The following is a 23,731-nucleotide window of genomic DNA, read 5'->3' as shown; positions in this document are numbered from 1 at the left end:
GGGCAGGGCCTCAGATGAGGAACAGCGTGATCGTCGAACCCTTGGGCACGGCCTGGCCTGCGTCGGGGTCCGAGCTGAAGACGAAGCCCAGCCCGAGGTAGCTGTCCGCCTGCTCGGTCTCGACCACGAAGCCGAGGCCCTCGAGCAGCTCCGTGGCCGCGTCGACCCCCATCGCGCGCACCCGGGGCACCTCGACCAGCTCGGGCCCGCGGGAGACGACGAAGGAGACGGTGTCGCCCCGGAACAGCTGGCCCGTGGTCGGGTCCTGGGAGATGACCACGCCCTCAGGCACGGTGTCGCTGTACTCCTCGCCGGCCACCGACACCTGCAGGCGGTGCCGCTCGAGCGCCTCCCGCGCGGCGTCAAACGGCTTGCCCGTCCAGTCCTTGACCTCGATCGGCTTGCGGCCGCGGCTCAGGACGAGGTCGACCGTGGTGCCCGGCTTGACGGTCGTGCCCACCCGCGGCTTGCTGCGGATGACCTGGCCCTCGGGCACGGTCTCGCTCCAGCGTCCGACGCTGGCGCCGAAGTCGAGCTTGGTGGCTGCCAGCGCGTCCTGCGCCTCGTCCTCGGTCCGCCCGGCCAGGTCGGGCACGTCGTAGCGCTCGGGGCCGAGGGAGAGGACGAGGGTCACCGTGCCGCCGTCGAGCACCTTGTCGCCGGGCTCGGGGTCGGTGGCGACGACGAGGCCGGGCGCGACGTTCTCGCTGTAGGTCGGGTTGCCGACCTCCGCCTCGAGGCCGGAGGCCTCCAGCTCTGCACTCGCGGCGGCCTCGTCGAGGTTGAGCACACCGGGAGTGGTGGTGTAGCGCTCCCAGCCGAACCACCAGGCGCCGGCGGCGACCGAGCCGATCAGCAGGACGGCCAGCAGCAGGGCGAGGGGCCCCTTGCGGGAGCGGCGCCGGGCCGTCGTGGGGACGGGCGCCGCCCTCGAGGGGGCACGTTCCGGTGCCGGACGGTCGACCGGCTGGGCCGTGGTGTCGGTCGGGCCCGCGGCGATGGGCGACAGAGTCCTCATCGGCGCGGTGACCGGCGCGATCGACGTGGGTTCCGGCGGGTGGGGGTGCCGCTCCAGTGCCGTCGTCCGGTCCGGGCTGCCGTCGTCGACGAGGCCGGACTCGCGCGGGTCCACCTCGGTGAGCAGGGCCAGCGCGCCGGCGTCGAAGGGCTCGGGCGTGGTGTCCTCGCCCGGCACCCGATCGACGGGGGAGGCCGACGCCCGGCGTGGCAGCAGGTCGCCCGCGAGCTCGGGGTCCGACGCCAGGTTCTCGCGCAGCGCCTGCTCGACCCGGTGCAGGTGGTGCAGCAGGACCGTGGCGTCGGCGGGACGCTGGTCGCGGTCGCGCGAGGTCGCGCGGGCGACCAGCGCGTCGACGTAGTCGGGGATCGCGGGCTGGACCAGCGAGGGCACCGGCACGTCGTGGTGGACGTGGCGGTAGGCCACCTGGATCGGCGACTCGCCCTCGTGCGGCTTGCGGCCGGTCAGCAGCTCGTAGAGCACCACGCCGGCGGCATAGACGTCCGCGCGCGCGTCGGCGCGGCCGTCGACCACGAGCTCGGGAGCCAGGTACGACACGGTGCCGATGAGCACGCCACCGGTGGCCGTGTGCTGGGTGTCGGCGCTGACAGCCTTGGCCAGGCCGAAGTCGGCGACCTTGACGCGGCCGCCGTGGGCCTCGTCGGCGATGAGGACGTTCTCGGGCTTCACGTCGCGGTGGATGAGCCCGGCACGGTGCGCCGCTGCGAGGGCCGACACGACCGGCTCGAGCAGGGCGAGCGCACGGGCGGGAGGCATCGGCGCCTCCTTGCGGATCACGTCACGCAGCGTGTGCCCGGGCACGTACTCCATGACGAGGAAGACGGTGTCGGTGCCGTCGGACGTGTCGTCGCCCTGGTCGTAGACGCCGACGACGTGCGGGTGGTTCAGCCGCGCCGCGGCACGGGCCTCGCGCACGAAGCGCTGGGCGAAGTCCTGGTCGTCGCCCAGGCCGGGGTGCATGACCTTGACCGCGACCGTCCTGTCCAGGCGGGTGTCGGTGGCCTCGTACACACTGGCCATGCCACCGCGCGCCACCCTCGACAGGATGCGGTAACGACGGTCGAGCAGCCGACCGATCAAGGGGTCGCCAGCGGCACCGGGCGCGGCTGCCCGGGCGTGCTCGCGTGGCTCCACAGCTCGACCTCCGTCACCGGACGGGGAAGGATCCGGCGCGACCATCGTACGGAAACAGCGCCCGCCGCCACGCTCAGGCGCCGCTCCGGCGTGGCGTGCGGGCCCGGTCGGTCGCCGCGAGGTGGTCGGCGCCGTCGTGCGTGACAGACTTCCGCGCATGAGTGACGTTCCCCTCGCCGACCGTGACCTCGCCGCACTCGTGCCGGAGTGGCTCGACTGGGACCAGGTCGCGCAGCTGCTGGGCGTGACGCCCGGCAAGGTCCGCACGATGATCCGCGAGCACGAGCTCGCGGCCGCCGTCCCCGAGCCCGGCGCGGGGCCGCGGGTGCCCGCCGACTTCATCCAGGACGGCCTCGTCGTCAAGGGCCTGCCCGGGCTGCTGACCCTCCTGCACGACCACCGGTTCGACGACCGGGAGTGCATCGCCTGGCTCTTCACCGACGACGACCTGCCCGGCCGCCCCATCGACGCGCTGCGCGAGAACCGCGGCAGCGAGGTCAAGCGTCGCGCGCAGGTGCTGGAGTACTGATGTCCGCGGGCGCTGAGGCGGCTCGGCGGCGCTACCGCTGGCTGCTGGTGCTGATCGCGGCGACCCTCCTCCTCGGGTGGCTGTTCGCCGAGAACGGACCGGACGGCACCGAGCCGAGCGGGGGCAGCGCTGCGACGTCCTGGGCACCGCCCACGCACCAGCTCACCGAGACCACCACGCCCACGACCGACCCCTCGACCGACCCCTCGACCGACCCGGCGAGCGGGCTGCCCGTCGTCCGCGTGGCAGACCTGCCCGCCGAGGCGCGCGACGTGCTGCGGCGCATCGACCGGGGCGGTCCGTTCAAGTACCCGGACCACGACGGCGGGACGTTCGAGAACCGCGAGGAGCTGCTTCCCGACTGGCCGCTCGGCTACTACCGCGAGTACACCGTGGAGATCGCTCCCGGCGTGCGCGGTCCGCGGCGGATCGTCGCCGGCGACGGTCGCGAGCGCTACTGGACCGAGGACCACTACGGCTCGTTCTCCCGCATCGCCATCCCCTGACGGTCGGCGAGAGCCGCGGTGGTGCGCTCAGACGGTGCGCTGGGTGGCGGCGGCGGCGAGCTCGGTCAGCGCGGCCCGGGCGTCCTCGTCGACGTCGGCGGAGCGCAGCGCGTCGACGGCGCGGTCGGCGAGCGAGCCGATCACCTCCTCGACCTGGCTGCGGGCTCCCGAGTCCTCGATGATGCTGCGCAGCTCGGCGACGTCGGCGGCGGCCAACGGCGTGCCGAGGGCGCTGTCGAGCCGGCGCGCCGCGGTCCGCGGCGCCGCGTCGAGGGCGAGGGCGACGAGCACGGTGCGCTTGCCCTCGACCAGGTCGTCGCCGGCGGGCTTGCCGGTCTGCTCGGGGTCGCCGAAGACGCCGAGCAGGTCGTCGCGCAGCTGGAACGCCTCGCCCAGCGGCAGGCCGAACCGGCTGAGCTGCTGGAGCTGCTCCGGGCCGGCACCCGCGAGCGCCGCGCCGATGTGGAGCGGGCGCTCGATGGAGTACTTGGCGGACTTGTAGCGCAGCACGGTCATCGCGGTGTCGACGTCGGCGCGCCCGCGAGCCTGGACGGACACGTCGAGGAACTGCCCGGCGATGACCTCGCTGCGGCACTGCTCGAACAGGGTGAGGCCGGGCGCCACCTCGGCCGGGCCGAAGCCGCTGCCCCGCAGCAGGTCGCTGGCCCACCCGAGCAGCAGGTCGCCGAGCAGGATCGCCGCCGCGGCACCGTACTGGCGCGCATCGCCTCGCCACCCGGCAGCGCGGTGCTCGGCCTCGAAGGCCCGGTGCGTCGCGGGCCGGCCGCGCCGCGTGTCGGAGGCGTCCATCAGGTCGTCGTGGACGAGCGCGCTCGCGTGCAGCACCTCCAGCGACGCGCAGGCGCGCGCCAACGCGCCGGGGTCCTCGACCTCGGGGCGGATCGCCCGGTGGCCCCAGTGGCAGAACGCCGCCCGCAGCCGCTTGCCCCCGCGCAGCGCCGTACGCGCCTCGGTCACCAACCGGTCCGCGTCCGGGCCGAGCGGAGCCAGCTCACCCGCCCGCTCGTCGAGGAACGCGTCCAGCACCTGCTGCACCTCGTCGCGGAAGTGAGCGGCGTCCCAGGTCGTCACAGCGGGGAGCCTAACCAGTGGGACGCCCCGCGCATCCACCGCCGTGCTCCGTAGGCTGCTGCGCATGACGACCGGCGGCCACAGCATGCGCGAGCTCCTCGCCCGCGGGGAGCGGTCCTTCTCCTTCGAGTTCTTCCCGCCCAAGGACGAGGCGGGCGAGCAGCAGCTGTGGCAGGCGATCACCGAGCTGGAGCCCTACGGCCCCACGTTCGTCTCGGTGACCTACGGCGCCGGCGGCACCACGCGCGACCGCACCGTCGCGATCACCGAGCGGATCGCCCGGGAGACCAGCATGCTCCCGGTGGCGCACCTGACCTGCGTGGGCCACACGGTCGAGGAGATCGTCGCCATCCTCGACGAGCTCAGCGCCGCCGGGGTCAGCCACGTGATGGCGCTGCGCGGCGACCCACCGGGCGGTCCCGGATCGCCCTGGACACCCACCGACGGGGGACTGACCTACGCCAACGAGCTGGTCGCCCTCATCCGCGAGCGCGCCGACATGCGCATCGGTGTCGCGGCCTTCCCCGAGGGCCACGTCGACGCCGCCGACCTGGACGCCGACGCGCGGGTCCTGCGCGCCAAGCAGGACGCCGGCGCCGAGTTCGCGGTGACCGAGATGGTGCTGCGCGCCTCCGACTACGTCGCGCTGGTGGAGCGGGCCGCAGCAGTCGGGGCGGACCTTCCGATCATCCCCGGCATCATGCCGATCCTGAACCTCCGCTCGATGGAGCGGATGGTCGAGCTCTCCCGGCGACAGCTGCCCGGGGAGGTCACCGCCCGGCTCGCGCCGTACGCCGAGGACCCGGTCGCCCTGCGCGCGGAGGGCATCGCGATCGCGACCGAGCTCTGCGAGTCGCTGCTCGACGCCGGGGCCCCCGGCCTGCACTTCTACACGCTCAACCGGTCCCGGGCCACGCGCGAGATCTTCGCCAACCTGCGCATCACCGTCTGAGCGGGTCCGCCCTCCACCGTCGAGCCGTCGCCCTGACCATGCCGTTCCGCCCCGAGGACGCAACCGTGCCCGACCGGCCCGAGATCGTGTGCATCTGCGGCTCCACCCGGTTCGCGGAGGAGATGGCCGCGGCGAACCGCGACCTGACCTTCGCGGGTGCCATCGTCGTCGCTCCCGGGGTCTTCGCCCGCACCGACGCTCGCGAGCCCGACGAGCGGATCACCGCGGAGCAGAAGCGCGCGCTGGACGCACTGCACCTGCGGAAGATCGACCTGGCCGACCGGGTCCTGGTCGTCAACCCCGGCGGGTACGTCGGCGAGTCGACCAGCCGGGAGATCGCCTACGCCCGCGCCACCGGCAAGCCGGTCACCTTCACCGACTCCATGACCGATCCAGCCTGACCAGTCAGCGCCAGGCGCTACCCGGGGCGGCCGACGACCTCGGCGACGAGTGCCGCGCTGAGCCCGGCGAAGGGCAGGCCGGACCCGGTCGTCGCATGCGCGCCGGCCGCCAGCACTCCGGGGACCGGCGTCCGCGGCCCCAGTCGTTGCCGCGACGTCCGCGGGCCCTGCCACAGCACGCCGTGGGGTGAGCCGCCCCACTCCTCGACCAGGTCGCGTGGCGTGCGGTCGACCCGGGTGACGACCTGCGCCCGGACGTCGATGCCACGACGGGCCAGCGCGGTGAGCACGTCCTCGTCCAGGCGGCCACGGCCCAGCACGGTCCACGCGGCGCCGTCCTCGGGTGCTCGCCCGCCGGTGCGCACGACGAGCAGCGGGTCACCGTGCAGGACCACCTCGTGCGGGAGCCCGGCCGCGAGATCGGATGTGGCGCCGCCGACGTCGAGAGGGCCCCCGAGCCCGACGTGGCACACGACCGGCGGCAGGGCCGGCGTCGTGCGCCGGACGAAGGGAACGAGCGCGGGGAGGCGACGCGGGTCGACGGCGACGACGACCTGGTCGGCGTCGACCTCGCCCGCGGTGGTGCGCACCGCGACCACCCGACCTCCCCGCAGCTCGAGGTCGACGGCGCTGGTGCCGGTCAGCACCGTGACGCCGCGCAGCGCTAGCCGGTCGGCCATCGCGGTGCCGAGGGCAGCCAGCCCGCCCGGGACCGTCCAGGCCCCGAAGCGCTGCTCGAGGTAGACCTCGACGCCCGCGTGGACGGGCACGTCGCGCAGGTCGTGCCCGGCCACGACCAGGGGGTGCCCCGCGACCAGCCGCAGCCGCTCGTCCCGGAAGGTACGCCGCAGCCGCCGGTGCAGGGACTCCCGGCGGCCCAGCAGCCGCACCAGCTCGCGGGGCGCCACGTCCTCGTCGAAGGGACGCTCGAACCACTCCTTGCGCAGCAGCTCCCACATGTCGCCGTACGTCGCCACGTGGTCGACCCACTGCTGACCCAGCCCGGGCGCGAGCGCCTCGAACGCCCTGAGCTGCGCGGCACGCGACCCGCCGGGCAGCCGCAGGGTCGATCCGTCCTCGAAGCGGTGCTCGCGCACCGGGTCGAGCGGCTGGAGGTCCAGCTCGCGCTCCAGCGGCCGGCCCGACTTGCGGAAGAGGTCGCGCACCACTGCGGGGAGAAGGGTGGACGTCGGTCCGGCGTCCCACGCGAAGCCGTCCTGCGCCACGGTGGTCAGGGCACCGCCCAGGCGGTGCGAACGCTCGAGGAGGGTGACCCCGTGACCGACCTTGGCGAGCCGGGCCGCAGCGGCCATGCCGGCGAAGCCGCCACCGATCACCACCACGCGAGCCACGGGCAAACCCTAGGCCCGCACCGTCCGGCGGCCGCTAGCCGACCCGGGGGATCGGTTCCCTGCGCTTCCACCGGCGCCAGCCCCGGCGGACGAGGCGACCGAGGAGGAACAGCATGACCAGTCCGAGGAGCAGCAGCACCCCGGCGATCGCCGCGGCTGCTCGCGGGTTCTCGAGCGCGAACCACACCACGCCCAGGACCACGGCGTCCTCGGTCACGCTGGCCGCGATGTTGGAGACCGGCTCCGGCGAGGAGTTGATCGCCAGCCGGCCACCCGCCTTGACCAGGTGACTCAGCAGCGCGGTGCCGCCGCCGACCACGCCGGAGACCGCCTGGTCGAGCGAGGAGGCGTCGCCGGCGAGCAGGACGCCGACGACCGCGCCGACCGTCGGGCGGATGGCGGTGGACACCGCGTCCCACGTGGAGTCGACGTACGGGATCTTGTCGGCGACGAACTCCATCGCGAAGAAGAACCCCGCTGCTGCGAGCACGTCCCAGCGCCCCAGCACGTCGGGAACGGCCGCCAGGGAGCCGAGCCGGTCGGCCGTGCCCAGCACCAGGACGACGAGGTAGGCGTTGACGCCGCTCGCCCATCCGCTCGAGAACGACAGTGCCAAGGCGTCCACGGCGCGCTCCTCCTGTCCTGTCCTGGCCTGGGTCCGGGTCCGGGTCCGGGCCGTCAGTCCACCTCGACCTCGACAGCACCGGTCATCGCGACCAGCTCGTCGTAGGTCGAGGAGAACACCGCCGCCGGGTGGCCCGCGGCCGCCCACACGACGTCGTGACGTCGCAGCCACGGGTCGATCCAGGTGGGGATCGGGGCCGGGTGGTCGAGCGGGGAGACCCCGCCGATCACCTGGCCGGTGTGACGGCGTACGAACTCGGCGTCGGCGCGCGCGAGGCGACCGACGCCGATGCGCTCGGCCACCGCCGCGGTGTCGACGCGGTGCGCTCCGGAGGTGAGGATCAGCACCGGTGAGCCGTCGGCGTCGAAGAGGAGGCTGTTGGCGATGGCCCCGACCTCGCACCCGAGCGCCGCCGCGGCGAGTGCGGCGGTGTGGGCGCTGTCGGGCAGGATGACCACCTCACCCGTCCCACCGCGTCGGGTGAGCTCGCCTCGGAACGAGGTGATGGATGCGTGCTCCGTCGACATGATGCGAGCCTAGCGACGAGAACCGATGAGCTGCAGGGGGAGTGCATGGCGCGCGAGGTGCCCGGGTCCGTGGCCAACAGCATGCGAGTGCTGGGTCTGATCGTTGCCACCTCGGGGGTGATCACCCTGCTCATCTGGCTGATGCGCGACGACGTCATCCTGGGATGGGCGGAGGGCAACCCCTCCGCGCAGGAGATCCTGGCCCAGGGGGGCATCGAGCAGCTGCGCGAGAGTCCCATCGTCCCCGGCTTCGTGGCGCTGGCCGTGGTGGCCTTCGTCGGCTTCGCCGCGCTGGCGCTGGTCCTGGGCTCGTTCTTCCTCGGTGGGCACGCGTGGACCCGGCTGGTGCTCACCGCCACCGCCGGCGTGGGTGTCCTGGTGGGCGCCGTGTGCCTCGACTCGCACCTGCCGACGATCTTCGTGGTGCTCTCCGCGCTCATCATCGTCGAGGGCCTGGTCCTGTCGTTCTTCCTCTGGCGCCGCGAGACCACCGCCTACCTGCACGACGCCTGAAGCAGCGCGGCGGTCCCCGTCCACATCGGGTGACCCGACTCTTGAGCGTTGTCGGACGAGGCATGTACCGTTCTGGTTGTTCGAACAGATGTTCGATGCGACCCGGGCGGTGGTGACCTCGACCCCCACCTCCGCCCGGGTCGGCCCGGGGTCGACGGATGTGTCGAGGAGGCGCGATGAGGCAGTACGACGACCCCGTCGAGGTGCGACGAGGCGAGGCGGAGGATCCCGACCAGTTCCTGTGGCGGGGCCGGCTGTGGAAGGTGCGGACCGTGGTCGCGCACTGGGTGGAGACCGGTGCGTGGTGGCAGGGCGGCGGCGCCGCCGGCGCTCCGGGAGGCGGAGTCACCGACCTGGTCGCCGAGCGCGAGCTGTGGCGGGTGGAGGCCGGCCGCGGCCAGCAGGCACGGCTCCGCGCTGACCGGGGAGCCGGCGCCGACGGGGCCGACGTCCCGGCCGGAGAGGAGACCTACGGCGTCTTCGACCTCTCCTTCGACTGGGCCGACGGTCGCTGGCAGCTCGTCGGCTGCCTGGACTGAGGGCGCCGCCATGACACCCACGAGCTCCAGGACGCGCACCGGGACGGGTCCGGTCAGCACCCCCGTGACCAACCCGCACCTCCTTCCCGCCACCGCCCACTCCTACCTGCAGCGATCGGCGACCTCGCTGCACGACGCGATCACCGCACGCGACGTGCCCACCCGCTACGCCTGTGCCCACGTCGCCGCGCTGTGCGCCGCCGCGGCGCTGCTCGCGGCACGGGCCCGGCCCGCACCGCGGGCGCGTCGGCAGAAGAACGCCTGGGTGCTGCTGGCCGAGGTGGCCCCCGAGCTCGGCGAGTGGGCGACCTTCTTCGCCGCCGGCGCGGCCAAGCGCGCCGCCGCCGAGGCGGGCTCGACCCGCGCCGTGACCGAGCGGGAGGCCGACGACCTGGTGCGCGACGCCGACCGGTTCCTCGCGGTGGTCGAGCAGGCGCTCGGACTGGTTCCCCATGCCAGCGTCGCCTGATCCGTTCGTCCACCTCCACGTCGCTTCCGGCTACTCCCTGCAATACGGCGCGTCGCACCCGCACGTGCTGGTGCAGCGCGCCGCTGAACAGGAGATGGACATCCTCGCGCTCACCGACCGTGACGGCACCTACGGTGCGGTGAAGTTCGTCCGCGCCGCCCAGCGGGCCGGGATCCGCCCGGTGCTGGGCGTCGAGCTCGCCGTGATGCCGACCACCGGCAGCATCGGCTCGCCCGCCACCGGGCGGCGCACGCCGGCGCGCGGCGGAGTGGCTCGGGACCTCTCGCTGGAGCGGGGCGGCAGCGCTCGGGTCACGTTCCTGGCCAGCGGCAGGGCGGGCTGGGCCGCGCTGTGCCGGATGGTCTCCGCAGTCCACCTGTCGGGGGAGCGCGGACGCCCCGTCGCGACGCTCGAGGTGCTGGCACCTCATCTCGCCGGCGGCGACGTGCTCGTGCTCCTCGGGCCGTCCTCGGAGGTGGGAGCCGCCGCGACCCGGCGGCGCGACGACCTGGGGCTGGCTGCGATCGCTGCGTGGCTCGAGCTCGCCCCGCGGGAGAACCTGCTGGTCGAGCTGGTCTCGCACCGCCTCGGCGCCCGCGCGGGAGAGTGGGGACCCGGCACCTCGCCGCACGCGGCACGGATGGCGGGCATCGCCCGGACCGCCGGCCTGGCCACGGTGCTGACCAACGCCGTGCGCTACGCCGACCGGCTCGACGCCCCCACCGTCGACGTCCTCGACGCCGCCCGACGACTTGTCCCGCTCGGCTCGGCCGGCCTGCGCGAGGTCGGTCCCGGTGCCGGTCGCGGCAACGCCGAGGGGTTCCTCAAGTCGGGCAAGCAGATGCATGAGGTGGCCGAGGAGATCTGCCGCCTCGCCGGAGCACACGACAGCAGCCGGGAGGCGCGGCGGCTGCTCGCTCGCACCCGCGCCGTCGCGGAGCGGTGCACCCTCGACCCACGGTCCGACCTCGGCATCGGCGAGGTCCACCTCCCCGAGCTGGCGCTCTCCGACTCCGGAGCCTCGTCGCCCGACGCCGCGCTGCGCCGCCGCTGCGAGGCGGCGCTCGGCGGTCGCTACGGGTCCGCACCCGGACAGCAGGTGTGGCGGCGCCTCGACGACGAGCTGGAGACGATCCGGACGCTGGGCTACGCCTCCTACTTCCTCACCGTCGCCGACGTCACCGACCTCATCGGGCGGATGGGCGTGCGTCGCGCCGCCCGCGGATCCGGCGCGGGCAGCGTCGTCAACTACCTGCTCGGCATCTCCGGCGTCGACCCGCTGCGCCACGGGTTGCTGATGGAGCGGTTCCTCTCGCCGCTTCGCGCCTCGCTGCCCGACATCGACATCGACGTGGAGTCCGCGCGCCGCGAGGAGGTCTACCGCGCGATCCTCGACCGCTTCGGCGGGGAGCGGTGCGTGTGCGTGTCGATGATGGACACCTACCGGGTGCGGCACGCCGTGCGCGACGTCGGTGCCGCGCTCGGCATGCCGCCCGGCGAGGTCGACGCCATCGCGAAGGCGTTCCCTCACGTGCGTGCGCGCGACGCGCGGGCCGCGCTCCGCGACCTGCCGGAGCTGCGGGCGACCGGACTCGGCGACGGGACCCTCGACCGGTTCTTCACCCTGGTCGAGCGCCTCGACGGCCTACCGCGCCACATCGCGGTCCACCCGTGCGGCGTGCTGCTCTCCGACGCCACGCTCCTCGACCGGACGCCGGTCGAGGCGTCCTGGGCCGGGTTCCCGATGAGCCAGTTCGACAAGGACGACGTCGAGGACCTGGGCCTGCTCAAGCTCGACGTCCTGGGCATCCGGATGCAGTCGGCGATGGCCCACGCGCTCGCGGAGGTCGAGCGCGTCGACGGGGTGAGGATCGACCTCGACGACGAGGCGCAGGTGCCCTTCGACGATCCCGCCACCTATGAGCTGATCAGCTCCGCCAGGACGCTCGGGGTGTTCCAGATCGAGTCTCCCGGACAGCGCGAGCTCGTCGGCAAGTCGGGCATCGAGAGCTTCGACGACATCATCACCGACATCTCGCTCTTCCGTCCGGGGCCGGTCAAGAGCGACATGGTCACCCCCTACCTCGAGGTCAAGCAGGGCTGGCGACCGGCCGACTACCTCCACGACGACCTCCGCCCGATCCTCGAGGACACCCACGGCGTGGTGGTCTTCCACGAGCAGGTCATCGAGATCATCGCGATGCTCGCCGGCGTCACCCGCGCCGAGGCCGACGAGCACCGCCGCTCCCTCGGCGACCGTGAGGGGATGGTCGCCACCGAGGCGTGGTTCTTCCCCCGGGCCCTGTCCCGGGGCTACGAGGCGTCGCTGGTCACGCGGATCTGGGCGGTGCTGAAGGCGTTCGCCTCGTTCGGCTTCTGCAAGGCGCACGCGGCGGCGTTCGCGCTGCCGACCTACCAGTCGGCCTGGCTGAAGGCCCACTGGCCGGCCCACTTCCTCGCCGGCGTGCTGACCCACGACCCGGGCATGTACCCCAAGCGGCTGATCCTCGACGACGCCCGTCAGCTCGGAGTCGGCGTGCTGGGCCTCGACGTCAACGCCAGCGCGGCCTCCTACGTCGTCGAGCGCACCGACGCCGACACGGCCACGGGCCACGCCATCCGGCTCTCGCTCGCCGACGTCAAGGGCATCAGCGCGGCGGAGGTCGCACGCATCATCGAGGGCCGCGACGCCGCTCCTTACGCGTCGCTGTCCGACTTCTTCCACCGGGCCGGGGTCTCGCGGCCGATCCTCGAGCGGCTGGTGCTCGCCGGTGGGTTCGACGGCGTCTACGCCATCGGCTCGGGCGAGCACCAGGTCCACCGGCGCGGCCGGGTGACCCGTCGCGACCTGCTGCTCCAGGCGGCCGAGCTCGACCTGCACGCGCGCTCGATCGACCGGGCCTCGCGGGCCCGGGGACGCGGCCTGCCGGGTCGGCCCATGCCGCGGCCGGCCGCCACGACCGCGACCGACGCGGCTGCACGCAACAGCTCCGACGCCGCGGTGCGGGCCGAGGCCTGGGCGCTCGAGCGGCACCCCCTGGGCGACGCAGGCGTCTGGGCGCGGGCGGCGGCCCAGTCACAGGCCGCCCGACCCGTAACCGCGGCCGAGTCCGTGCAGCTCACCCTGCGGCTGGGAGACGAGCCGGGGGAGCCGGGGGAGGAGCCCACGGGTCTGCCCGAGATGACCACGCTCGAGCGGATGCGGGCCGAGCTGGAGATCCTCGGTCTCGACGTCAGTCAGCACGCCGTGGCCACCTTCGACCCGTTCCTCGACGCCCTCGGCGTGACCCGGAGCCGCGACCTGCTGCGTCGTCGCAGCCGTGCCGAGCTGCTGGTGGCCGGGGTGAAGGTCGCCACCCAGACGCCTCCGATCAGGTCGGGGCGCCGCGTGGTGTTCCTGACCCTCGACGACGGCACCGGACCGGTCGACGCCACGTTCTTCGAGGACGCGCAGGGCCCTTATGCCGCGACCGTGTTCTCGTCGTGGCGGCTGCTCGTGCGCGGCGAGCTGCGGCGCACGGGCCGCCGTGGTGTCTCGGTGCGGGCCACCGGGGCGTGGGACCTGCCCGCCCTGCACGCGCTGTGGCAGCGCGGCCGGACCAGCGAGGAGGGGATCCGCCTGGTGCGCGCCGAGCTGGCACGACCCCCAGAGGGCGCGGGAGAGCAGTCGACGCAACAGCCGACGCAACGCCGCATCCTGGTGCACTCCAGCGGCTTCCGGATGTCGCCCTACGCCGACGTCAAGCCAGCCGGTGACGACACCACGAACGTCGCACGCCTGTCCCACCGCAGCCCCGGGAGCCCGGGATGAGAGCACGCCGCATGATCGACGGCAGGGCGCACCGTGGCCACGCACTAGGGTGGCGCTCATGGGCCAGCCCTCAGCCAGCGACCGTCGACAGTCCGTCCGCACCGGCGTGGCGTGGGACGCCGTGCGCAGCGTGCTGGCGGGCGACGCCGCCGGTCCGGGCGCGGAGCAGGCGCGCATCGTCGACATCGGCGGCGGCACCGGCGGTTTCGCCGTCGCGCTGGCCGAGCTCGGCCATGGCGTCCAGGTCATCGACCCCAGTCCCGACGCCCTCGCCGCGCTCGATCGACGAGCCCGCGAGCGCGGGGTCGCCGACCGGGTCACCGGCCAGCAGGGCGACTTGTCCGACCTGCGGAGCCTGGTCGAGCAGGCCGACCTCGTCCTGTGCCACGGGGTGCTCGAGATGGTCGAGGACCCCGCCGCCTCCCTCGCAGCCATCGCAGACGTGCTGCGTCCCGGCGGGCACCTCAGCCTGCTGGTTGCCCAGCGGCACGCGGCGGTCGTGGCTCGCGCCATGGCGGGTCACTTCCAGGCTGCGCGCGAGCTGCTCGACGGCGAACCGGCCGGTGTGGCCGGGGCGACGACGGTCGGCAGGGGCGGGCACCGCTTCACCCACGACGAGGTCGTCGAGCTCCTCGGCGGCGCCGGCCTGGAGGCCGCCTCGGTCCAGGCCGTACGTGTGTTCGCCGACCTGGTGCCCGGCAGCCTGCTGGACCTGGAGCCCGGTGCGGCCGCGGCGCTGGTCGAGCTCGAGCGAGCCGTGGCCACCCGCCCGGAGTACCTCCCGCTCGCGACCCAGCTGCACGTCATCGCCCGTCGCTGACCCAGCCGCCCGCACCTCGCCGGGGGGTCGCCGGTGACCGAGACCCCGATCCTCCACGTCGACATGGACGCCTTCTACGCGTCCGTCGCGCTGCGCGAGCGCCCCGATCTGGTCGACCAGCCCGTGGTGGTGGGTGGGAGCGGCCGCGGCGTCGTGCTGGCCGCCAACTACGTCGCCCGTCGCTACGGCCTGTGCTCCGCCCTGCCGATGACGCGCGTACGACGGCTGTGCCCGCACGTCGTGGTGCTCGAGCCGGACTACGCGACCTTCACCAGCGTCTCGGCCTCGGTGATGGAGACGTTCCGCGCGGTGACCCCGATCGTGGAGGCCGTCTCGCTGGACGAGGCGTTCCTCGACGTACGCGGCTCCGTGCGCCGGCTCGGCCCGCCCACCCAGATCGCCGAGCGCCTGCGCTCGATCATCCACGACGAGCAGGGCATCACCTGCTCGGTCGGGGTGGCGGCGACGGTGTCGGTGGCCAAGCTCGCGAGCAGGCGGGCCAAGCCCGACGGCGTGGTCGTCGTACCGCCGGGCGCGGTGACCTCGTTCCTGCACCCCCTCGACGTCGGCGAGCTCTACGGGGTGGGGGAGAAGACCCAGGCGCTGCTGCAACGGTTCGGCCTGCTCACCGTGGGCGACGTGGCGCACACCCCGCTGCGCACCCTCCAGCGGGCGGTCGGGGACCACCTCGGTCGCGAGCTGCACCACCTCGCCTGGGGCACCGATCGCAGCGACCTGGCGCCCCGCGTCGGGCCGCACGAGCCCGAGCGCTCCATGGGCGCCGACGAGACCTTCGTCCGCGACACCGACGACCGCGAGGTGATCGTGCGGGAGCTGCTGCGCCTCGCCGGCAAGGTGGCCGGGCGGATGCGCGCCGCAGGGGTCGCGGGGCGGACGATCACGCTCAAGGTCCGGTTCGCCGACTTCACCGCCATCACGCGCTCACGCACCATGTCCGAGGCGACGGACGTGACCGTGGACATCCACCGGGCGGCGACCCGGCTCTACGACGCGCTGGGCCTGCAGCGCGCCCGCCTGCGGCTCGTCGGCGTCCGGGTCGAGGGCCTGGTCCCTCGCGCCACCGTGCACCGCCAGCTGGTGCTCGGGGAGACCGAGCACGGGTGGGCCGAGGCCGACCGAGCGGTGGACCGAGCCACCCGCCGCTTCGGGGCCGCGGCCGTCCGGCCGGCCAGCCTGGTCTGAGCTGCGCCGACCCGGCCGGCGCCGGCGAGCACCAGCACCTGCATGGGGGTGAATTTTCAGCAGGACGCCTACCGTAGGCGCACGAGCGTGCCTAGACTTGAAGGCACGAGGTGAGGAGGAACCGTGGAGCTCTCCGAGGAAGAACTGCGACTGCTGGAGCAGATGGAGCGCGCCCTCGTCGAAGAGGACCCGAAGCTCGCCTCGACGCTGCGCGGCACCTCGTTCCAGCGGGCCGCGCGACGTCGCATGGTGCTGGGCGGTGTCATCCTGCTGGCCGGCATCGGCCTGCTCATCGTGGCGGTGCTGCTCGAGCTGAGCGCGGTCGTCCAGACCGTCGTCGGCGTCCTCGGCTTCGTGGTGATGCTCGGCGGCGCGATCCTCGCGCTCACGTCCGCGCGCAACCCCGGTCACGTCACCGCGCCGAAGGTCCGGGCGTCCGGTCGCGGCAGCTTCGGCGTCGTCGACGGCGGTCGTCCGCACCGCCCGGGCCGACAGCGCTCCGGCAGCCCCTTCATGGAGCGCATGGAAGAGCGCTGGCGTCGTCGCCGCGAGCGCGGCTTCTGATCCACGCTCGGAGCACCATCCGGTCGTCCCACAGCGATCCGTCGCGTGGTCGCCGCCGCAAGGCAATCGGTGTGCCGCGAGGCAACCGCTCGCTGTGCACTCGCCGTTCGGCGTTCGCACCGCATCGAGGCGCATGGCCGCCCCGAGGTGAGCACTCGCCGTGAGTCGGCGACCAGGGCCGAAAGGCAGCAGGGACGACAGGCAGCGACGGCGCGATCTCAGGGTCGTGACGAGGTCACCGGCTCAGCCGACGAGCTCGTCGACGCTCCGGCTGGCCTCGGCCTGCGGGGTCTGAGCGCGGGGCCGCGAGCGTCCGTACGAGCGGGAGCGACGCGGCGCGCGCCGGCCCACGACCGACGCGGGCCACCACTGGGCCCGGCGAGCGGCCCGGGGCGGGACGCCTGCGGCGAGGGACTCCTCGACCAAGGCCAGCTCCGGCTCGAAGCGCTGGGCGGTGAAGGTCTCGGGGTCGCGGGAGTAGCGGCTGTGCTCGAGCGCCTGGACCAGCCGGTCCAGCGCCGCGGCGGCCTCCGGCGCCTGCTCGCGCCCGCGCCGCGGGCGGTCGGGGCGGTCGCTGCCGCTGGCCGGCGTCGCGAGGAGGCGGCCCACCCAGTCCCCGGCACGGCGCGGCGAGCGGCCGACGGGCCACCCGTGCCCCAGGTCGCGGGCGGTGTCGCGCAGCTCCACCCACAGGTCCTCGATGTCGCCCGCCAGCCGTCGGCGCCGGCGAGCGGCGCGCACGAGCCGCGGTGTGAGCAGCAGCAGGACGAGGACACCCAGTCCCAGGAGCCCGGCGATGACCGGCAGCCACGGGAACGACGTGGCGTCCTCCGTTGCTGCGGCCGCCTCGGCCTCGGCGGCCTCGTCGCGCTCGGGCAGCAGCTCGGTCGAGCGGCTGGCGCTCGGAGAGGCGCTCTCGGCGACCTGCTCGAACTCAGCGGTGGTGTAGTCGGGCGCCTGCGTGCCGCGGGACTGGGGAGTCGGCTCGAAGCGGACCCATCCCGAGCCGGGGAAGTAGAGCTCCGGCCAGGCATGCAGGTCGTGCGCGGAGTACTCCCACGAGCCGTTGGTCGCCTTCTCCGGCTCCAGGAAGCCGACCGCGACCCGGCTCGGGATGCCGATGACGCGCGCCATGATCGCCATCGACGCGGCGAACTGCTCGCAGTAGCCCACCCGGTCGTCGAGGAAGGCCATCAGGTCCGCCGCGCCGTCACCGGCAGAGGGCACCGTGGAGACGTCGTAGCGGAAGCCGCCGTCCTCGCGGAACCACTGCTGCAGCAGCTGCGCCTTCTGGAAGCGCGTCGGGGCGTCGGCGGTGACGCTCGCGGCCAGTCGACGGATCTCGTTGTTCAGCGTGCTCGGCACCTCGGTGAAGATGCCCGAGACCGACCCGGCGCCGGAGACGGCGTCGTTCATCGTCCGTGCGTCGTAGGTGAGCTGGACGCCGGTGAAGTCGTAGGTGCGGTCGGCGGTGGTGACGTCATCGCGAGCGGCGATCACGTCGCGGGTGTTGACGTCGTAGCGCCAGTCGGTGCCGGCCACGATGCGGGAGGCCTGCGGAGTGGTGGGCAGCCAGGTGGAGGCGAAGTTCGGGCCGACCCGCACGTCGTACTTGAACTCGCGGCGATCCAGGCTGGTCGAGACGCCGTCGAGCGGCGGCAGTGCGCCGGTGGCGGTCTGGTTCTCGGGGATCTCGCGGTCGCCGGGCGTCCAGGCGGTGCCGTTGAAGCGGGCGAGCACGGAGAGCCGCAGGTAGCTCGGCTTGGGCCCCGGCGTGGTGACCCACAGCAGCGGCACGTCCTCCCCGCGGCGCAGGTCGCGGCGCAGGTCGACCATGGGGTCCACCACCTCAACGTCGCGGGTCCCGGGACCGTTGCCGTCGAAGACGCTCATGCTCATCGTCGGCACCGCGGCCGGCACCACGACGGCGAGCGCGATGGCGGCTGCGCCGAGTGCGAGGGCGGTGTTGCCGATGGCACCGGTGCGGACCGAGAACGAGCCCTTGGCGCCCTCGGGCGCACGACCCCAGCTCGTGACGTGGTCGCTGTGCTGGAGGAAGACCAGGGCGAGGAACAGCCCGGCGATGACGGCGAAGAGCCACCACGACACGGCCTCGCCGGTGACCGCGACCGGCAGCGTGTACGCCGCCAACAGCACGAGACCGGCGACGGGCGCGCGGCGCAGGGTGCAGGCGATCACGTCGACGAGCAGCACGATCAGGGCTCCGCCGATGAGCAGCAAGGGGTAGACCGGCGCGACGCCGGCCTGCACCGGCGCTGCGTAGCTGCGTGCGGACTCCGTCGCGGCCTCCAGCGCCACGAGGAAGGCGTCGGCGTTGGCCGGGCTGGGGAGGAGGGAGCCGGTCGTGGTGCCGAGGACCAGCAGTGCGCCGACGACCAGCTGGCCGGCGACGATGGCGGCCGCGGGCAGGCGCCGCCACCGGCCCAGGGCGCCCAGGCCGCCGACGACGATGCCGATGAAGAGCAGCGGGAAGCCGACCTCCGCGAAGCCCGTCGTCAGGACCCGCCACGACAGCACCGTCGTCCACGCTGCCAGCAGCGCGATCCCGGCGATCCGCAGCTGCTGGGGGAGGGTGCTCCACGAGGTCTTCATCGGACCGCTCCTGCCGGGGCCGTGGCCCGGCTCCGCATCAGGCCCAGCTGCTGCCAGGCGGTGTCGAGGCGGTCGCGCGGACCGAGGGTGACCGAGCGCCATCCGGTCGCGGTGAGGTGCGTCGCGGCGCCCCGGCCCGGCTGCACCGGCAGGTGCGGTGCCCAGGCATCCACGTCGAGGGCGATCGCCAGGCTCGAGGACGCGTGGTGCTGCAGCCGGCGCAGGAACGGCAGGTCCGGTTCGCCTAGACCGCCGAAGATGCCCAGGACGAGCCCGCCGTGACCCGGCTCGGCCAGCCACTGGGTGTCCGGGACGGGGGAGAGATCGAGCTGCACCACCGCGAGCGCCTCGAGCAGCGGGACGGTGCTCGCCTCGGCGGCGTGAGAGTGCCACTGGGTCTCGCGGCTGTCGCCGGAGGCGGTGACCAGGCGGACGGTGTAGCCGTGGTGGGCCAGGTGGACGGCGATCGAGGCGGCTGCCGACACGGCGCCCTCGAGGGAGCTGGCAGCGCCCTGTCCGCGGTGGGAGGTGCCGCGGTTGTCGAGGTAGACCGTGGCGCGTGACTGCCACGGCTGCTCCTCCCTGCGCACCATCAGCTCCCCCACGCGCGCCGAGCTGCGCCAGTGGACGCGTCGCAGGTCGTCGCCGCGGCGGTACTCGCGCACGGTGACGTCCTCGGCGCTGCCGGTGGCGAAGGCGCGGGGCCGGTTGTCGCCCGACCCGGTCCAGGCGCCGCCGAGCGGGATGCTCGGCAACGCGGTGGTGCGGGGCGTGACCGTGAGGCGCGTGGTGGCGTGGAAGGTGCGGCCCAGCTCGACGAGACCGAAGGGGTCGGTGACCCGCACCGACATCGGGCCGATGTCGAACTGCCCACGCAGCTCCGAGCGCACCTGGTAGGTCGCGTGGCGGCGCCAGCCGTGCCCCAGGCCTTCGAGGACGAACCGGGGCCGGGTGCCCAGGACGTAGGGGAGCCGCTCCTCGAGCAGCAGCACGCCGGTCGGCGTACGTGACTCGTTGGAGACGGTCAGCTCGACGGTCGCGGGCTGCCCGGCGACCACGAGCTGTGGGGAAACCGTACGCACGAGCGCCAGGCGGTAGCGCGAGCGACCGACCCACCAGGCGGTGAGCAGGGGCAGCACGGCGACGAGCACGCCGATGCGGACGACCGAGGAGTGTCCGACCACGATCGCCGCCACGACGGTGGTCGTGCCGGCGGCCAGGAACGCCCGTCCGCGGACGGTCAGGGCAGCGAGGGCCTCACGCACGGCCGGCATCGGGGACGGGCACCGAATCGACGATCCCCGCGAGGATCGTCGCTGTGGTGCGGCCGCTCATCGTCGCCTCGACGTTGGGCAGCAGCCGGTGCGCCAGCACGGGAGAGGTGATCCCGTGGATGTCGTCAGGAAGGACGTAGTCGCGCCCCTGGGTCGCCGCGACCGCCTTGGCGGCACGCACCAGGTGCAGCGTCGCGCGCGGCGAGGCGCCGAGGTGCAGGTCGCCGCTGGTGCGGGTGGCGGTGGTCAGGGCGACGGCGTAGCGCTGGACGGCCGGGGAGACGTGCACCCGGCCGACGATCTCGATCACCTTGCGGATCTCGCCGGCGTCGGTGACCGGCTCGAGGTCGTCGAGGGGGTTGTGGGCGGTGTGTCCCTCGAGCATCGCGATCTCCGCCGCCTCCACCGGGTAGCCCACCGAGACCCGCGCCATGAACCGGTCGCGCTGCGCCTCCGGGAGGGCGTAGGTGCCCTCCATCTCGATCGGGTTCTGGGTGGCGATGACCATGAACGGCTTCTCGAGCTGGTAGGTCGCGTTGTCGACGGTGACCTGGCGCTCCTCCATGCACTCGAGCAGCGCGGACTGGGTCTTGGGCGAGGCACGGTTGATCTCGTCGCCGATCACGACGTTGGCGAAGACCCCGCCGGGGCGGAACTCGAACTCGCGGGTGTCCTGGTTGAAGACCGAGACACCCGTGACGTCGGAGGGCAGCAGGTCGGGCGTGAACTGGATGCGCCGCACCGAGCAGTCGATGCTCCGCGCCAGCGCCTTGCTCAGCTGTGTCTTGCCGACACCAGGGACGTCCTCGATGAGCAGGTGACCCTCGGCGAGCAGCACCACCAGCGCGGCGTTGACGACGTCGGGCTTGCCCGCGATGACGCGTTCGATGTTGTGGCGGACCGCACCGGTCACCCGGTGCACGGTGTCCAGGTCGGGTGCCTGTCCGGCTGCCGCAGTCGTCACGTCGTTCCGTCCCATCGTCCGCGCTCGTCCCCACCGTATGTGGTCCGCGCAACATACCCGGCCGTCGTACTCCACGGAGGGCCTCCGGGGCGGGTCCGGGACCCGCACCACGCACCACGCCCCACTTTCCTCCACCGGCGGCGGCGGTCTTCCCCCACCCGCGCTCCACCAGCGGCTCCGCACGCGGGGATCGCGGGTGCCCGACGCTGCCGCTGGCCGCGCCGCACGAGCACCGGAGATCGGGGCGGGCCACCGGATCCGCGGAATTCGCGCTCGAAACACGCCCGTTCTGGTTGACGGTGGAGTGAAGTGGAGTACTGTGGGGCGAAGTGGGGGACAGGGTCGATCTGCCCGCCGAGCCAGTGGAGGTGCCGGGTGTTCTTCGGCACCTACACGCCCAAGCTCGACGAGAAGGGCCGGCTCTTCCTCCCCGCGAAGTTCAGGGACGAGCTGACGGAGGGACTCGTGGTGACCAGGGGACAGGAGCGCTGCCTCACCATCTGGTCGCTGGAGGACTTCGGCCGGCTCACCGATCGGCTCCGCGAGGCGCCGGTCACCCAGAAGAACACCCGTGACTACGTCCGCATGCTGTTCGCCGCCGCCAGCCAGGAGGTGCCGGACAAGCAGGGGCGCATCAACATCCCGGCACCGCTGCGGGAGTACGCCTCGCTCCGCAAGGAGTGCGTGGTCATCGGGTCGATGAACCGGATCGAGATCTGGGATCCCACCGCGTGGGCGACCTACAGCGAGGAGCAGGAGCAGAAGTTCTCCGAGCTCAGCGACGAGGTCTTCCCGGGCATCTGACCGGCACGCACCACCCCGCACCACCGAGCACCACCGGCATCGAGCACCACCACAACACGACAGCTGACCTACGGACCCGCATCACCAGGTCTCGAGCCCGCTCCCTCGCGTGGCCATCTGGGGCACTTCCCCGGCACCAGAGGGCACCCCATCGCAGGGAGCGGGCAGGGACCTGGTGCGGCGGCTCACCCCGTGCCACACGGCGGGGAGGGTCAGCCGCACCGCCAGCAGCACCAGTCAGCACCAGCGAGCACCACCGAGTGGGGTCGAGACCATGAGCACCACCCAGCCCGTGGGGCGCACCAGCGCGGCACCGCCGCTGCGCGTGCGCGACCAGGCGCGGGAGGCGGCCACCCTGGTCCTCTTCTCCGCCGCGACGGCCACCGGCCTCGCCCTCGCGCTGCTGCTGCTCGCCCGCCTGGGACACCAGGGCTGAGCCGGTGACCACCCCCAGCCACGCCCCGGTGCTGCTCGACCGGGTCGTCGCCCTGCTGGCTCCCGCCCTCGAGGCGCCCGGCTCGGTCTACGTCGACTGCACGCTCGGTCTCGGCGGCCACAGCGAGGCCGTCCTCGAGCGCCTGCCGCACGCACGGGTCGTCGGGATCGACCGCGACCCCGCCGCCCTCGACCTGGCCTCGCAGCGACTCGCCCGGCACGGTGATCGGTTCACGGCGGTGCACGCGGTGTACGACGAGCTGCTCGACGTGATCGCCGGGCTGGGCCTCGACCACGTCGACGCGGTCTTCTTCGACCTCGGCGTCTCCTCGATGCAGCTCGACGTGCGCGAGCGCGGGTTCGCCTACGCCGAGGACGCGCCGCTCGACATGCGGATGGACCCGACCACCGGACAGACCGCGGCGGACCTGCTCAACACCGCGACCGCACAGGAGCTCACCCGGATCCTGCGCGAGTACGGCGAGGAGAAGTTCGCCTCCCGGATCGCGCGCGAGGTCGTCCGTCGGCGCGAGAGCGCGCCGTTCTCCTCCAGCGCCGACCTGGTGGAGCTGCTGTACGCCACCATCCCCGCGCCTGCCCGGCGCACGGGCGGACATCCGGCCAAGCGCACCTTCCAGGCGCTGCGGATGGCCGTCAACGACGAGCTGGCCGTGCTGCGCCGGGCCATCCCGGCCTCCATCGAGGCCGTCGGCGTCGGTGGCCGCGTGGTCGTGGAGTCCTACCACTCGCTCGAGGACCGTCTGGTCAAGCGGGCCTTCGCCGACGCCACGCGCCTCGACGTGCCTCCGGACCTGCCGTTCGTGCCCGAGGGAGCCGAGCCCGCGCTGCGGCTCGTCACCCGCGGCGCCGAGCGTGCCGACGAGCACGAGGTCGAGCAGAACCCGCGCGCAGCCTCAGTCCGGCTCCGTGCCGTCGAGCGCGTCCTTCCCCCTCCCGCCGCCTCCCGCCCCCTTCCCCCTGGAGCCGTTCGATGAGCAGTCCCGCCCTGCAGCCACGTGCCCGCGTCACCCGGATCGCCCAGGAGGCCGTCGACCGGGCCCGCCTCACGGTCGTCCCACGTGTGCGCACCCGGGCGCCGCGAGTGCCGTTCGTGACGCTGGTGAGCCTGGTCCTGGTCGGGGGCATCGTCGGCCTGCTCCTGTTCAACACCTCGATGCAGCAGGCGTCGTTCGCCGCGTCGTCCCTCGAGGCGCAGGCCGACGCCCTCGCCGCCCGGGAGCAGACGCTGCGCATGGAGCTCGACGAGCTGCGCAACCCGCAGCGGGTCGCCGAGGAGGCCCAGCGCATGGGCATGGTCATCCCGGCAGCGCCCGTCTTCCTCGATCTCGAGACCGGCCGCACCAGCGGCGTGCGCACGCCCGCCACTCGCGAGGACGCGCTCCACCTGCTGCCCCCCGACCCGATCATGCCGGCGGTGCTCGCCCCGAAGCCGACGGTCGTCGAGGTGCCCGCCACCACCCCTGCGACGGACGACGCGTCCGCCGCCGGCACGGGCACGTCGCGCAAGAACCGGGACCGGTGACGGCGCGGTCGCGCCGATCCGC

23 protein-coding genes are annotated in these 23,731 nt (G+C 73.7%); 15 read left to right on the top strand and 8 right to left on the bottom strand.

What is annotated here, in order from left to right; translation table 11 throughout:
* Positions 1–10: 10 nt before the first annotated feature.
* On the bottom strand, positions 11–2,218 hold the full coding sequence (locus tag J3P41_RS01655; RefSeq protein ID WP_210648523.1) for a PASTA domain-containing protein: 2,208 nt from the start codon (positions 2,216–2,218) through the stop codon (positions 11–13).
* Between the two features lie 112 nt (positions 2,219–2,330).
* Here J3P41_RS01655 and J3P41_RS01650 point away from each other — a divergent pair, with 112 nt between their 5' ends.
* The gene (locus J3P41_RS01650; protein ID WP_210648522.1) at positions 2,331–2,702 is read left to right on the top strand and encodes an Rv2175c family DNA-binding protein; all 372 of its coding nucleotides are present in this window, start codon (positions 2,331–2,333) and stop codon (positions 2,700–2,702) included.
* Positions 2,702–3,208: a ribonuclease domain-containing protein gene (locus J3P41_RS01645; protein ID WP_210648521.1), complete on the top strand. Its 507-nt coding sequence runs from the start codon at positions 2,702–2,704 to the stop codon at positions 3,206–3,208. Before J3P41_RS01650 ends, J3P41_RS01645 begins: the two co-directional genes overlap by 1 nt.
* A gap of 27 nt (positions 3,209–3,235) precedes the next feature.
* Here J3P41_RS01645 and J3P41_RS01640 read toward each other — a convergent pair whose 3' ends face one another.
* The gene (locus tag J3P41_RS01640; RefSeq protein WP_307861778.1) at positions 3,236–4,300 is read right to left on the bottom strand and encodes a polyprenyl synthetase family protein; all 1,065 of its coding nucleotides are present in this window, start codon (positions 4,298–4,300) and stop codon (positions 3,236–3,238) included.
* Positions 4,301–4,364: 64 nt separating this feature from the next.
* Between J3P41_RS01640 and metF the strand changes: the two genes are divergently transcribed.
* Together metF and J3P41_RS01630 are read left to right on the top strand one after the other, a co-directional pair.
* Complete coding sequence (metF, locus tag J3P41_RS01635; RefSeq protein WP_210648520.1) at positions 4,365–5,252, top strand: methylenetetrahydrofolate reductase [NAD(P)H]; 888 nt, start codon at positions 4,365–4,367, stop codon at positions 5,250–5,252.
* Between the two features lie 65 nt (positions 5,253–5,317).
* The gene (locus J3P41_RS01630) at positions 5,318–5,653 is read left to right on the top strand and encodes a hypothetical protein (protein WP_210648519.1); all 336 of its coding nucleotides are present in this window, start codon (positions 5,318–5,320) and stop codon (positions 5,651–5,653) included.
* A gap of 17 nt (positions 5,654–5,670) precedes the next feature.
* On the opposite strand, the gene J3P41_RS01625 is transcribed toward J3P41_RS01630, so the two are convergent.
* Genes J3P41_RS01625 through J3P41_RS01615 form a run of 3 tightly spaced genes read right to left on the bottom strand, consistent with a single transcriptional unit; the run spans position 5,671 to position 8,157 of the window.
* On the bottom strand, positions 5,671–7,005 hold the full coding sequence (locus tag J3P41_RS01625) for an FAD-dependent oxidoreductase (protein ID WP_210648518.1): 1,335 nt from the start codon (positions 7,003–7,005) through the stop codon (positions 5,671–5,673).
* 34 nt (positions 7,006–7,039) lie between these two features.
* A complete protein-coding gene (locus J3P41_RS01620; protein ID WP_210648517.1) occupies positions 7,040–7,630 on the bottom strand; it encodes a DUF4126 domain-containing protein in 591 nt (196 codons plus the stop codon).
* Between the two features lie 53 nt (positions 7,631–7,683).
* On the bottom strand, positions 7,684–8,157 hold the full coding sequence (locus J3P41_RS01615) for a YbaK/EbsC family protein (protein WP_210648516.1): 474 nt from the start codon (positions 8,155–8,157) through the stop codon (positions 7,684–7,686).
* 45 nt (positions 8,158–8,202) lie between these two features.
* On the opposite strand from J3P41_RS01615, the gene J3P41_RS01610 reads away from it, so the two are divergent.
* From J3P41_RS01610 to J3P41_RS01580, 7 genes are all read left to right on the top strand, one after another.
* Complete coding sequence (locus J3P41_RS01610) at positions 8,203–8,670, top strand: hypothetical protein (protein WP_210648515.1); 468 nt, start codon at positions 8,203–8,205, stop codon at positions 8,668–8,670.
* A gap of 176 nt (positions 8,671–8,846) precedes the next feature.
* Positions 8,847–9,209 (top strand): DUF6504 family protein, encoded by a 363-nt coding sequence (locus tag J3P41_RS01605; protein ID WP_210648514.1) that lies wholly within the window; start codon positions 8,847–8,849, stop codon positions 9,207–9,209.
* A gap of 10 nt (positions 9,210–9,219) precedes the next feature.
* Positions 9,220–9,678, top strand: a complete 459-nt coding sequence (locus J3P41_RS01600; protein WP_210648513.1) for an SAV_6107 family HEPN domain-containing protein — start codon at positions 9,220–9,222, stop codon at positions 9,676–9,678.
* Positions 9,662–13,489: a DNA polymerase III subunit alpha gene (locus J3P41_RS01595; protein WP_210648512.1), complete on the top strand. Its 3,828-nt coding sequence runs from the start codon at positions 9,662–9,664 to the stop codon at positions 13,487–13,489. Before J3P41_RS01600 ends, J3P41_RS01595 begins: the two co-directional genes overlap by 17 nt.
* Positions 13,490–13,547: 58 nt before the next feature.
* Positions 13,548–14,309: a bifunctional 2-polyprenyl-6-hydroxyphenol methylase/3-demethylubiquinol 3-O-methyltransferase UbiG gene (locus tag J3P41_RS01590; protein WP_210648511.1), complete on the top strand. Its 762-nt coding sequence runs from the start codon at positions 13,548–13,550 to the stop codon at positions 14,307–14,309.
* Positions 14,310–14,342: 33 nt separating this feature from the next.
* Entirely contained in the window at positions 14,343–15,512 is a 1,170-nt protein-coding gene (dinB, locus tag J3P41_RS01585; protein ID WP_307861777.1) for a DNA polymerase IV, read from the top strand.
* Between the two features lie 123 nt (positions 15,513–15,635).
* The gene (locus J3P41_RS01580) at positions 15,636–16,076 is read left to right on the top strand and encodes a DUF3040 domain-containing protein (protein ID WP_210648510.1); all 441 of its coding nucleotides are present in this window, start codon (positions 15,636–15,638) and stop codon (positions 16,074–16,076) included.
* Between the two features lie 243 nt (positions 16,077–16,319).
* On the opposite strand, the gene J3P41_RS01575 is transcribed toward J3P41_RS01580, so the two are convergent.
* From J3P41_RS01575 to J3P41_RS01565, 3 genes are read right to left on the bottom strand one after another with little or no spacing between them, the layout of a single operon-like run.
* On the bottom strand, positions 16,320–18,689 hold the full coding sequence (locus J3P41_RS01575) for a DUF3488 and transglutaminase-like domain-containing protein (RefSeq protein WP_210648509.1): 2,370 nt from the start codon (positions 18,687–18,689) through the stop codon (positions 16,320–16,322).
* The gene (locus J3P41_RS01570) at positions 18,686–19,963 is read right to left on the bottom strand and encodes a DUF58 domain-containing protein (protein ID WP_374192855.1); all 1,278 of its coding nucleotides are present in this window, start codon (positions 19,961–19,963) and stop codon (positions 18,686–18,688) included. Before J3P41_RS01570 ends, J3P41_RS01575 begins: the two co-directional genes overlap by 4 nt.
* A complete protein-coding gene (locus J3P41_RS01565) occupies positions 19,947–20,942 on the bottom strand; it encodes a MoxR family ATPase (protein ID WP_210648507.1) in 996 nt (331 codons plus the stop codon). The genes J3P41_RS01570 and J3P41_RS01565 overlap by 17 nt, the downstream gene beginning before the upstream one ends.
* A 360-nt stretch (positions 20,943–21,302) precedes the next feature.
* On the opposite strand from J3P41_RS01565, the gene mraZ reads away from it, so the two are divergent.
* The 4 genes from mraZ to J3P41_RS01545 all read left to right on the top strand — a co-directional run bounded on the left by mraZ (position 21,303) and on the right by J3P41_RS01545 (position 23,709).
* The gene (mraZ, locus tag J3P41_RS01560; protein ID WP_210648506.1) at positions 21,303–21,731 is read left to right on the top strand and encodes a division/cell wall cluster transcriptional repressor MraZ; all 429 of its coding nucleotides are present in this window, start codon (positions 21,303–21,305) and stop codon (positions 21,729–21,731) included.
* Positions 21,732–22,005: 274 nt separating this feature from the next.
* Positions 22,006–22,167, top strand: a complete 162-nt coding sequence (locus J3P41_RS01555) for a hypothetical protein (protein WP_210648505.1) — start codon at positions 22,006–22,008, stop codon at positions 22,165–22,167.
* Between the two features lie 4 nt (positions 22,168–22,171).
* Positions 22,172–23,161: a 16S rRNA (cytosine(1402)-N(4))-methyltransferase RsmH gene (gene rsmH / locus J3P41_RS01550; protein WP_210443454.1), complete on the top strand. Its 990-nt coding sequence runs from the start codon at positions 22,172–22,174 to the stop codon at positions 23,159–23,161.
* Positions 23,158–23,709, top strand: coding sequence for a hypothetical protein (locus J3P41_RS01545; protein WP_210443453.1), 552 nt, complete (start codon positions 23,158–23,160; stop codon positions 23,707–23,709). The genes rsmH and J3P41_RS01545 overlap by 4 nt, the downstream gene beginning before the upstream one ends.
* Positions 23,710–23,731 lie beyond the last annotated feature (22 nt).

Source organism: Nocardioides sp. SYSU D00065, from assembly GCF_017916425.1.
In the GTDB taxonomy this organism is placed as follows: Bacteria; Actinomycetota; Actinomycetes; order Propionibacteriales; family Nocardioidaceae; genus Nocardioides.
The sequence above is the reverse complement of the archived record's forward strand: the minus strand, read 5'-3'. Positions and strand labels throughout refer to the sequence as shown.

Excerpts from the sequence above, each read along its gene's own strand:
- J3P41_RS01545 (WP_210443453.1), top strand. The coding sequence starts at position 23,158 with ATGAGCAGTCCCGCCCTGCAGCCACGTGCCCGCGTCACCCGGATCGCC.
- J3P41_RS01590 (WP_210648511.1), top strand. The coding sequence starts at position 13,548 with ATGGGCCAGCCCTCAGCCAGCGACCGTCGACAGTCCGTCCGCACCGGC.
- J3P41_RS01565 (WP_210648507.1), bottom strand. The coding sequence starts at position 20,942 with ATGGGACGGAACGACGTGACGACTGCGGCAGCCGGACAGGCACCCGAC.
- J3P41_RS01645 (WP_210648521.1), top strand. The coding sequence starts at position 2,702 with ATGTCCGCGGGCGCTGAGGCGGCTCGGCGGCGCTACCGCTGGCTGCTG.
- J3P41_RS01605 (WP_210648514.1), top strand. The coding sequence starts at position 8,847 with ATGAGGCAGTACGACGACCCCGTCGAGGTGCGACGAGGCGAGGCGGAG.
- J3P41_RS01650 (WP_210648522.1), top strand. The coding sequence starts at position 2,331 with ATGAGTGACGTTCCCCTCGCCGACCGTGACCTCGCCGCACTCGTGCCG.
- J3P41_RS01600 (WP_210648513.1), top strand. The coding sequence starts at position 9,220 with ATGACACCCACGAGCTCCAGGACGCGCACCGGGACGGGTCCGGTCAGC.
- J3P41_RS01555 (WP_210648505.1), top strand. The coding sequence starts at position 22,006 with ATGAGCACCACCCAGCCCGTGGGGCGCACCAGCGCGGCACCGCCGCTG.
- metF (WP_210648520.1), top strand. The coding sequence starts at position 4,365 with ATGACGACCGGCGGCCACAGCATGCGCGAGCTCCTCGCCCGCGGGGAG.
- J3P41_RS01575 (WP_210648509.1), bottom strand. The coding sequence starts at position 18,689 with ATGAAGACCTCGTGGAGCACCCTCCCCCAGCAGCTGCGGATCGCCGGG.
- J3P41_RS01610 (WP_210648515.1), top strand. The coding sequence starts at position 8,203 with ATGGCGCGCGAGGTGCCCGGGTCCGTGGCCAACAGCATGCGAGTGCTG.
- J3P41_RS01655 (WP_210648523.1), bottom strand. The coding sequence starts at position 2,218 with ATGGTCGCGCCGGATCCTTCCCCGTCCGGTGACGGAGGTCGAGCTGTG.
- J3P41_RS01595 (WP_210648512.1), top strand. The coding sequence starts at position 9,662 with ATGCCAGCGTCGCCTGATCCGTTCGTCCACCTCCACGTCGCTTCCGGC.
- J3P41_RS01615 (WP_210648516.1), bottom strand. The coding sequence starts at position 8,157 with ATGTCGACGGAGCACGCATCCATCACCTCGTTCCGAGGCGAGCTCACC.
- J3P41_RS01570 (WP_374192855.1), bottom strand. The coding sequence starts at position 19,963 with ATGCCGGCCGTGCGTGAGGCCCTCGCTGCCCTGACCGTCCGCGGACGG.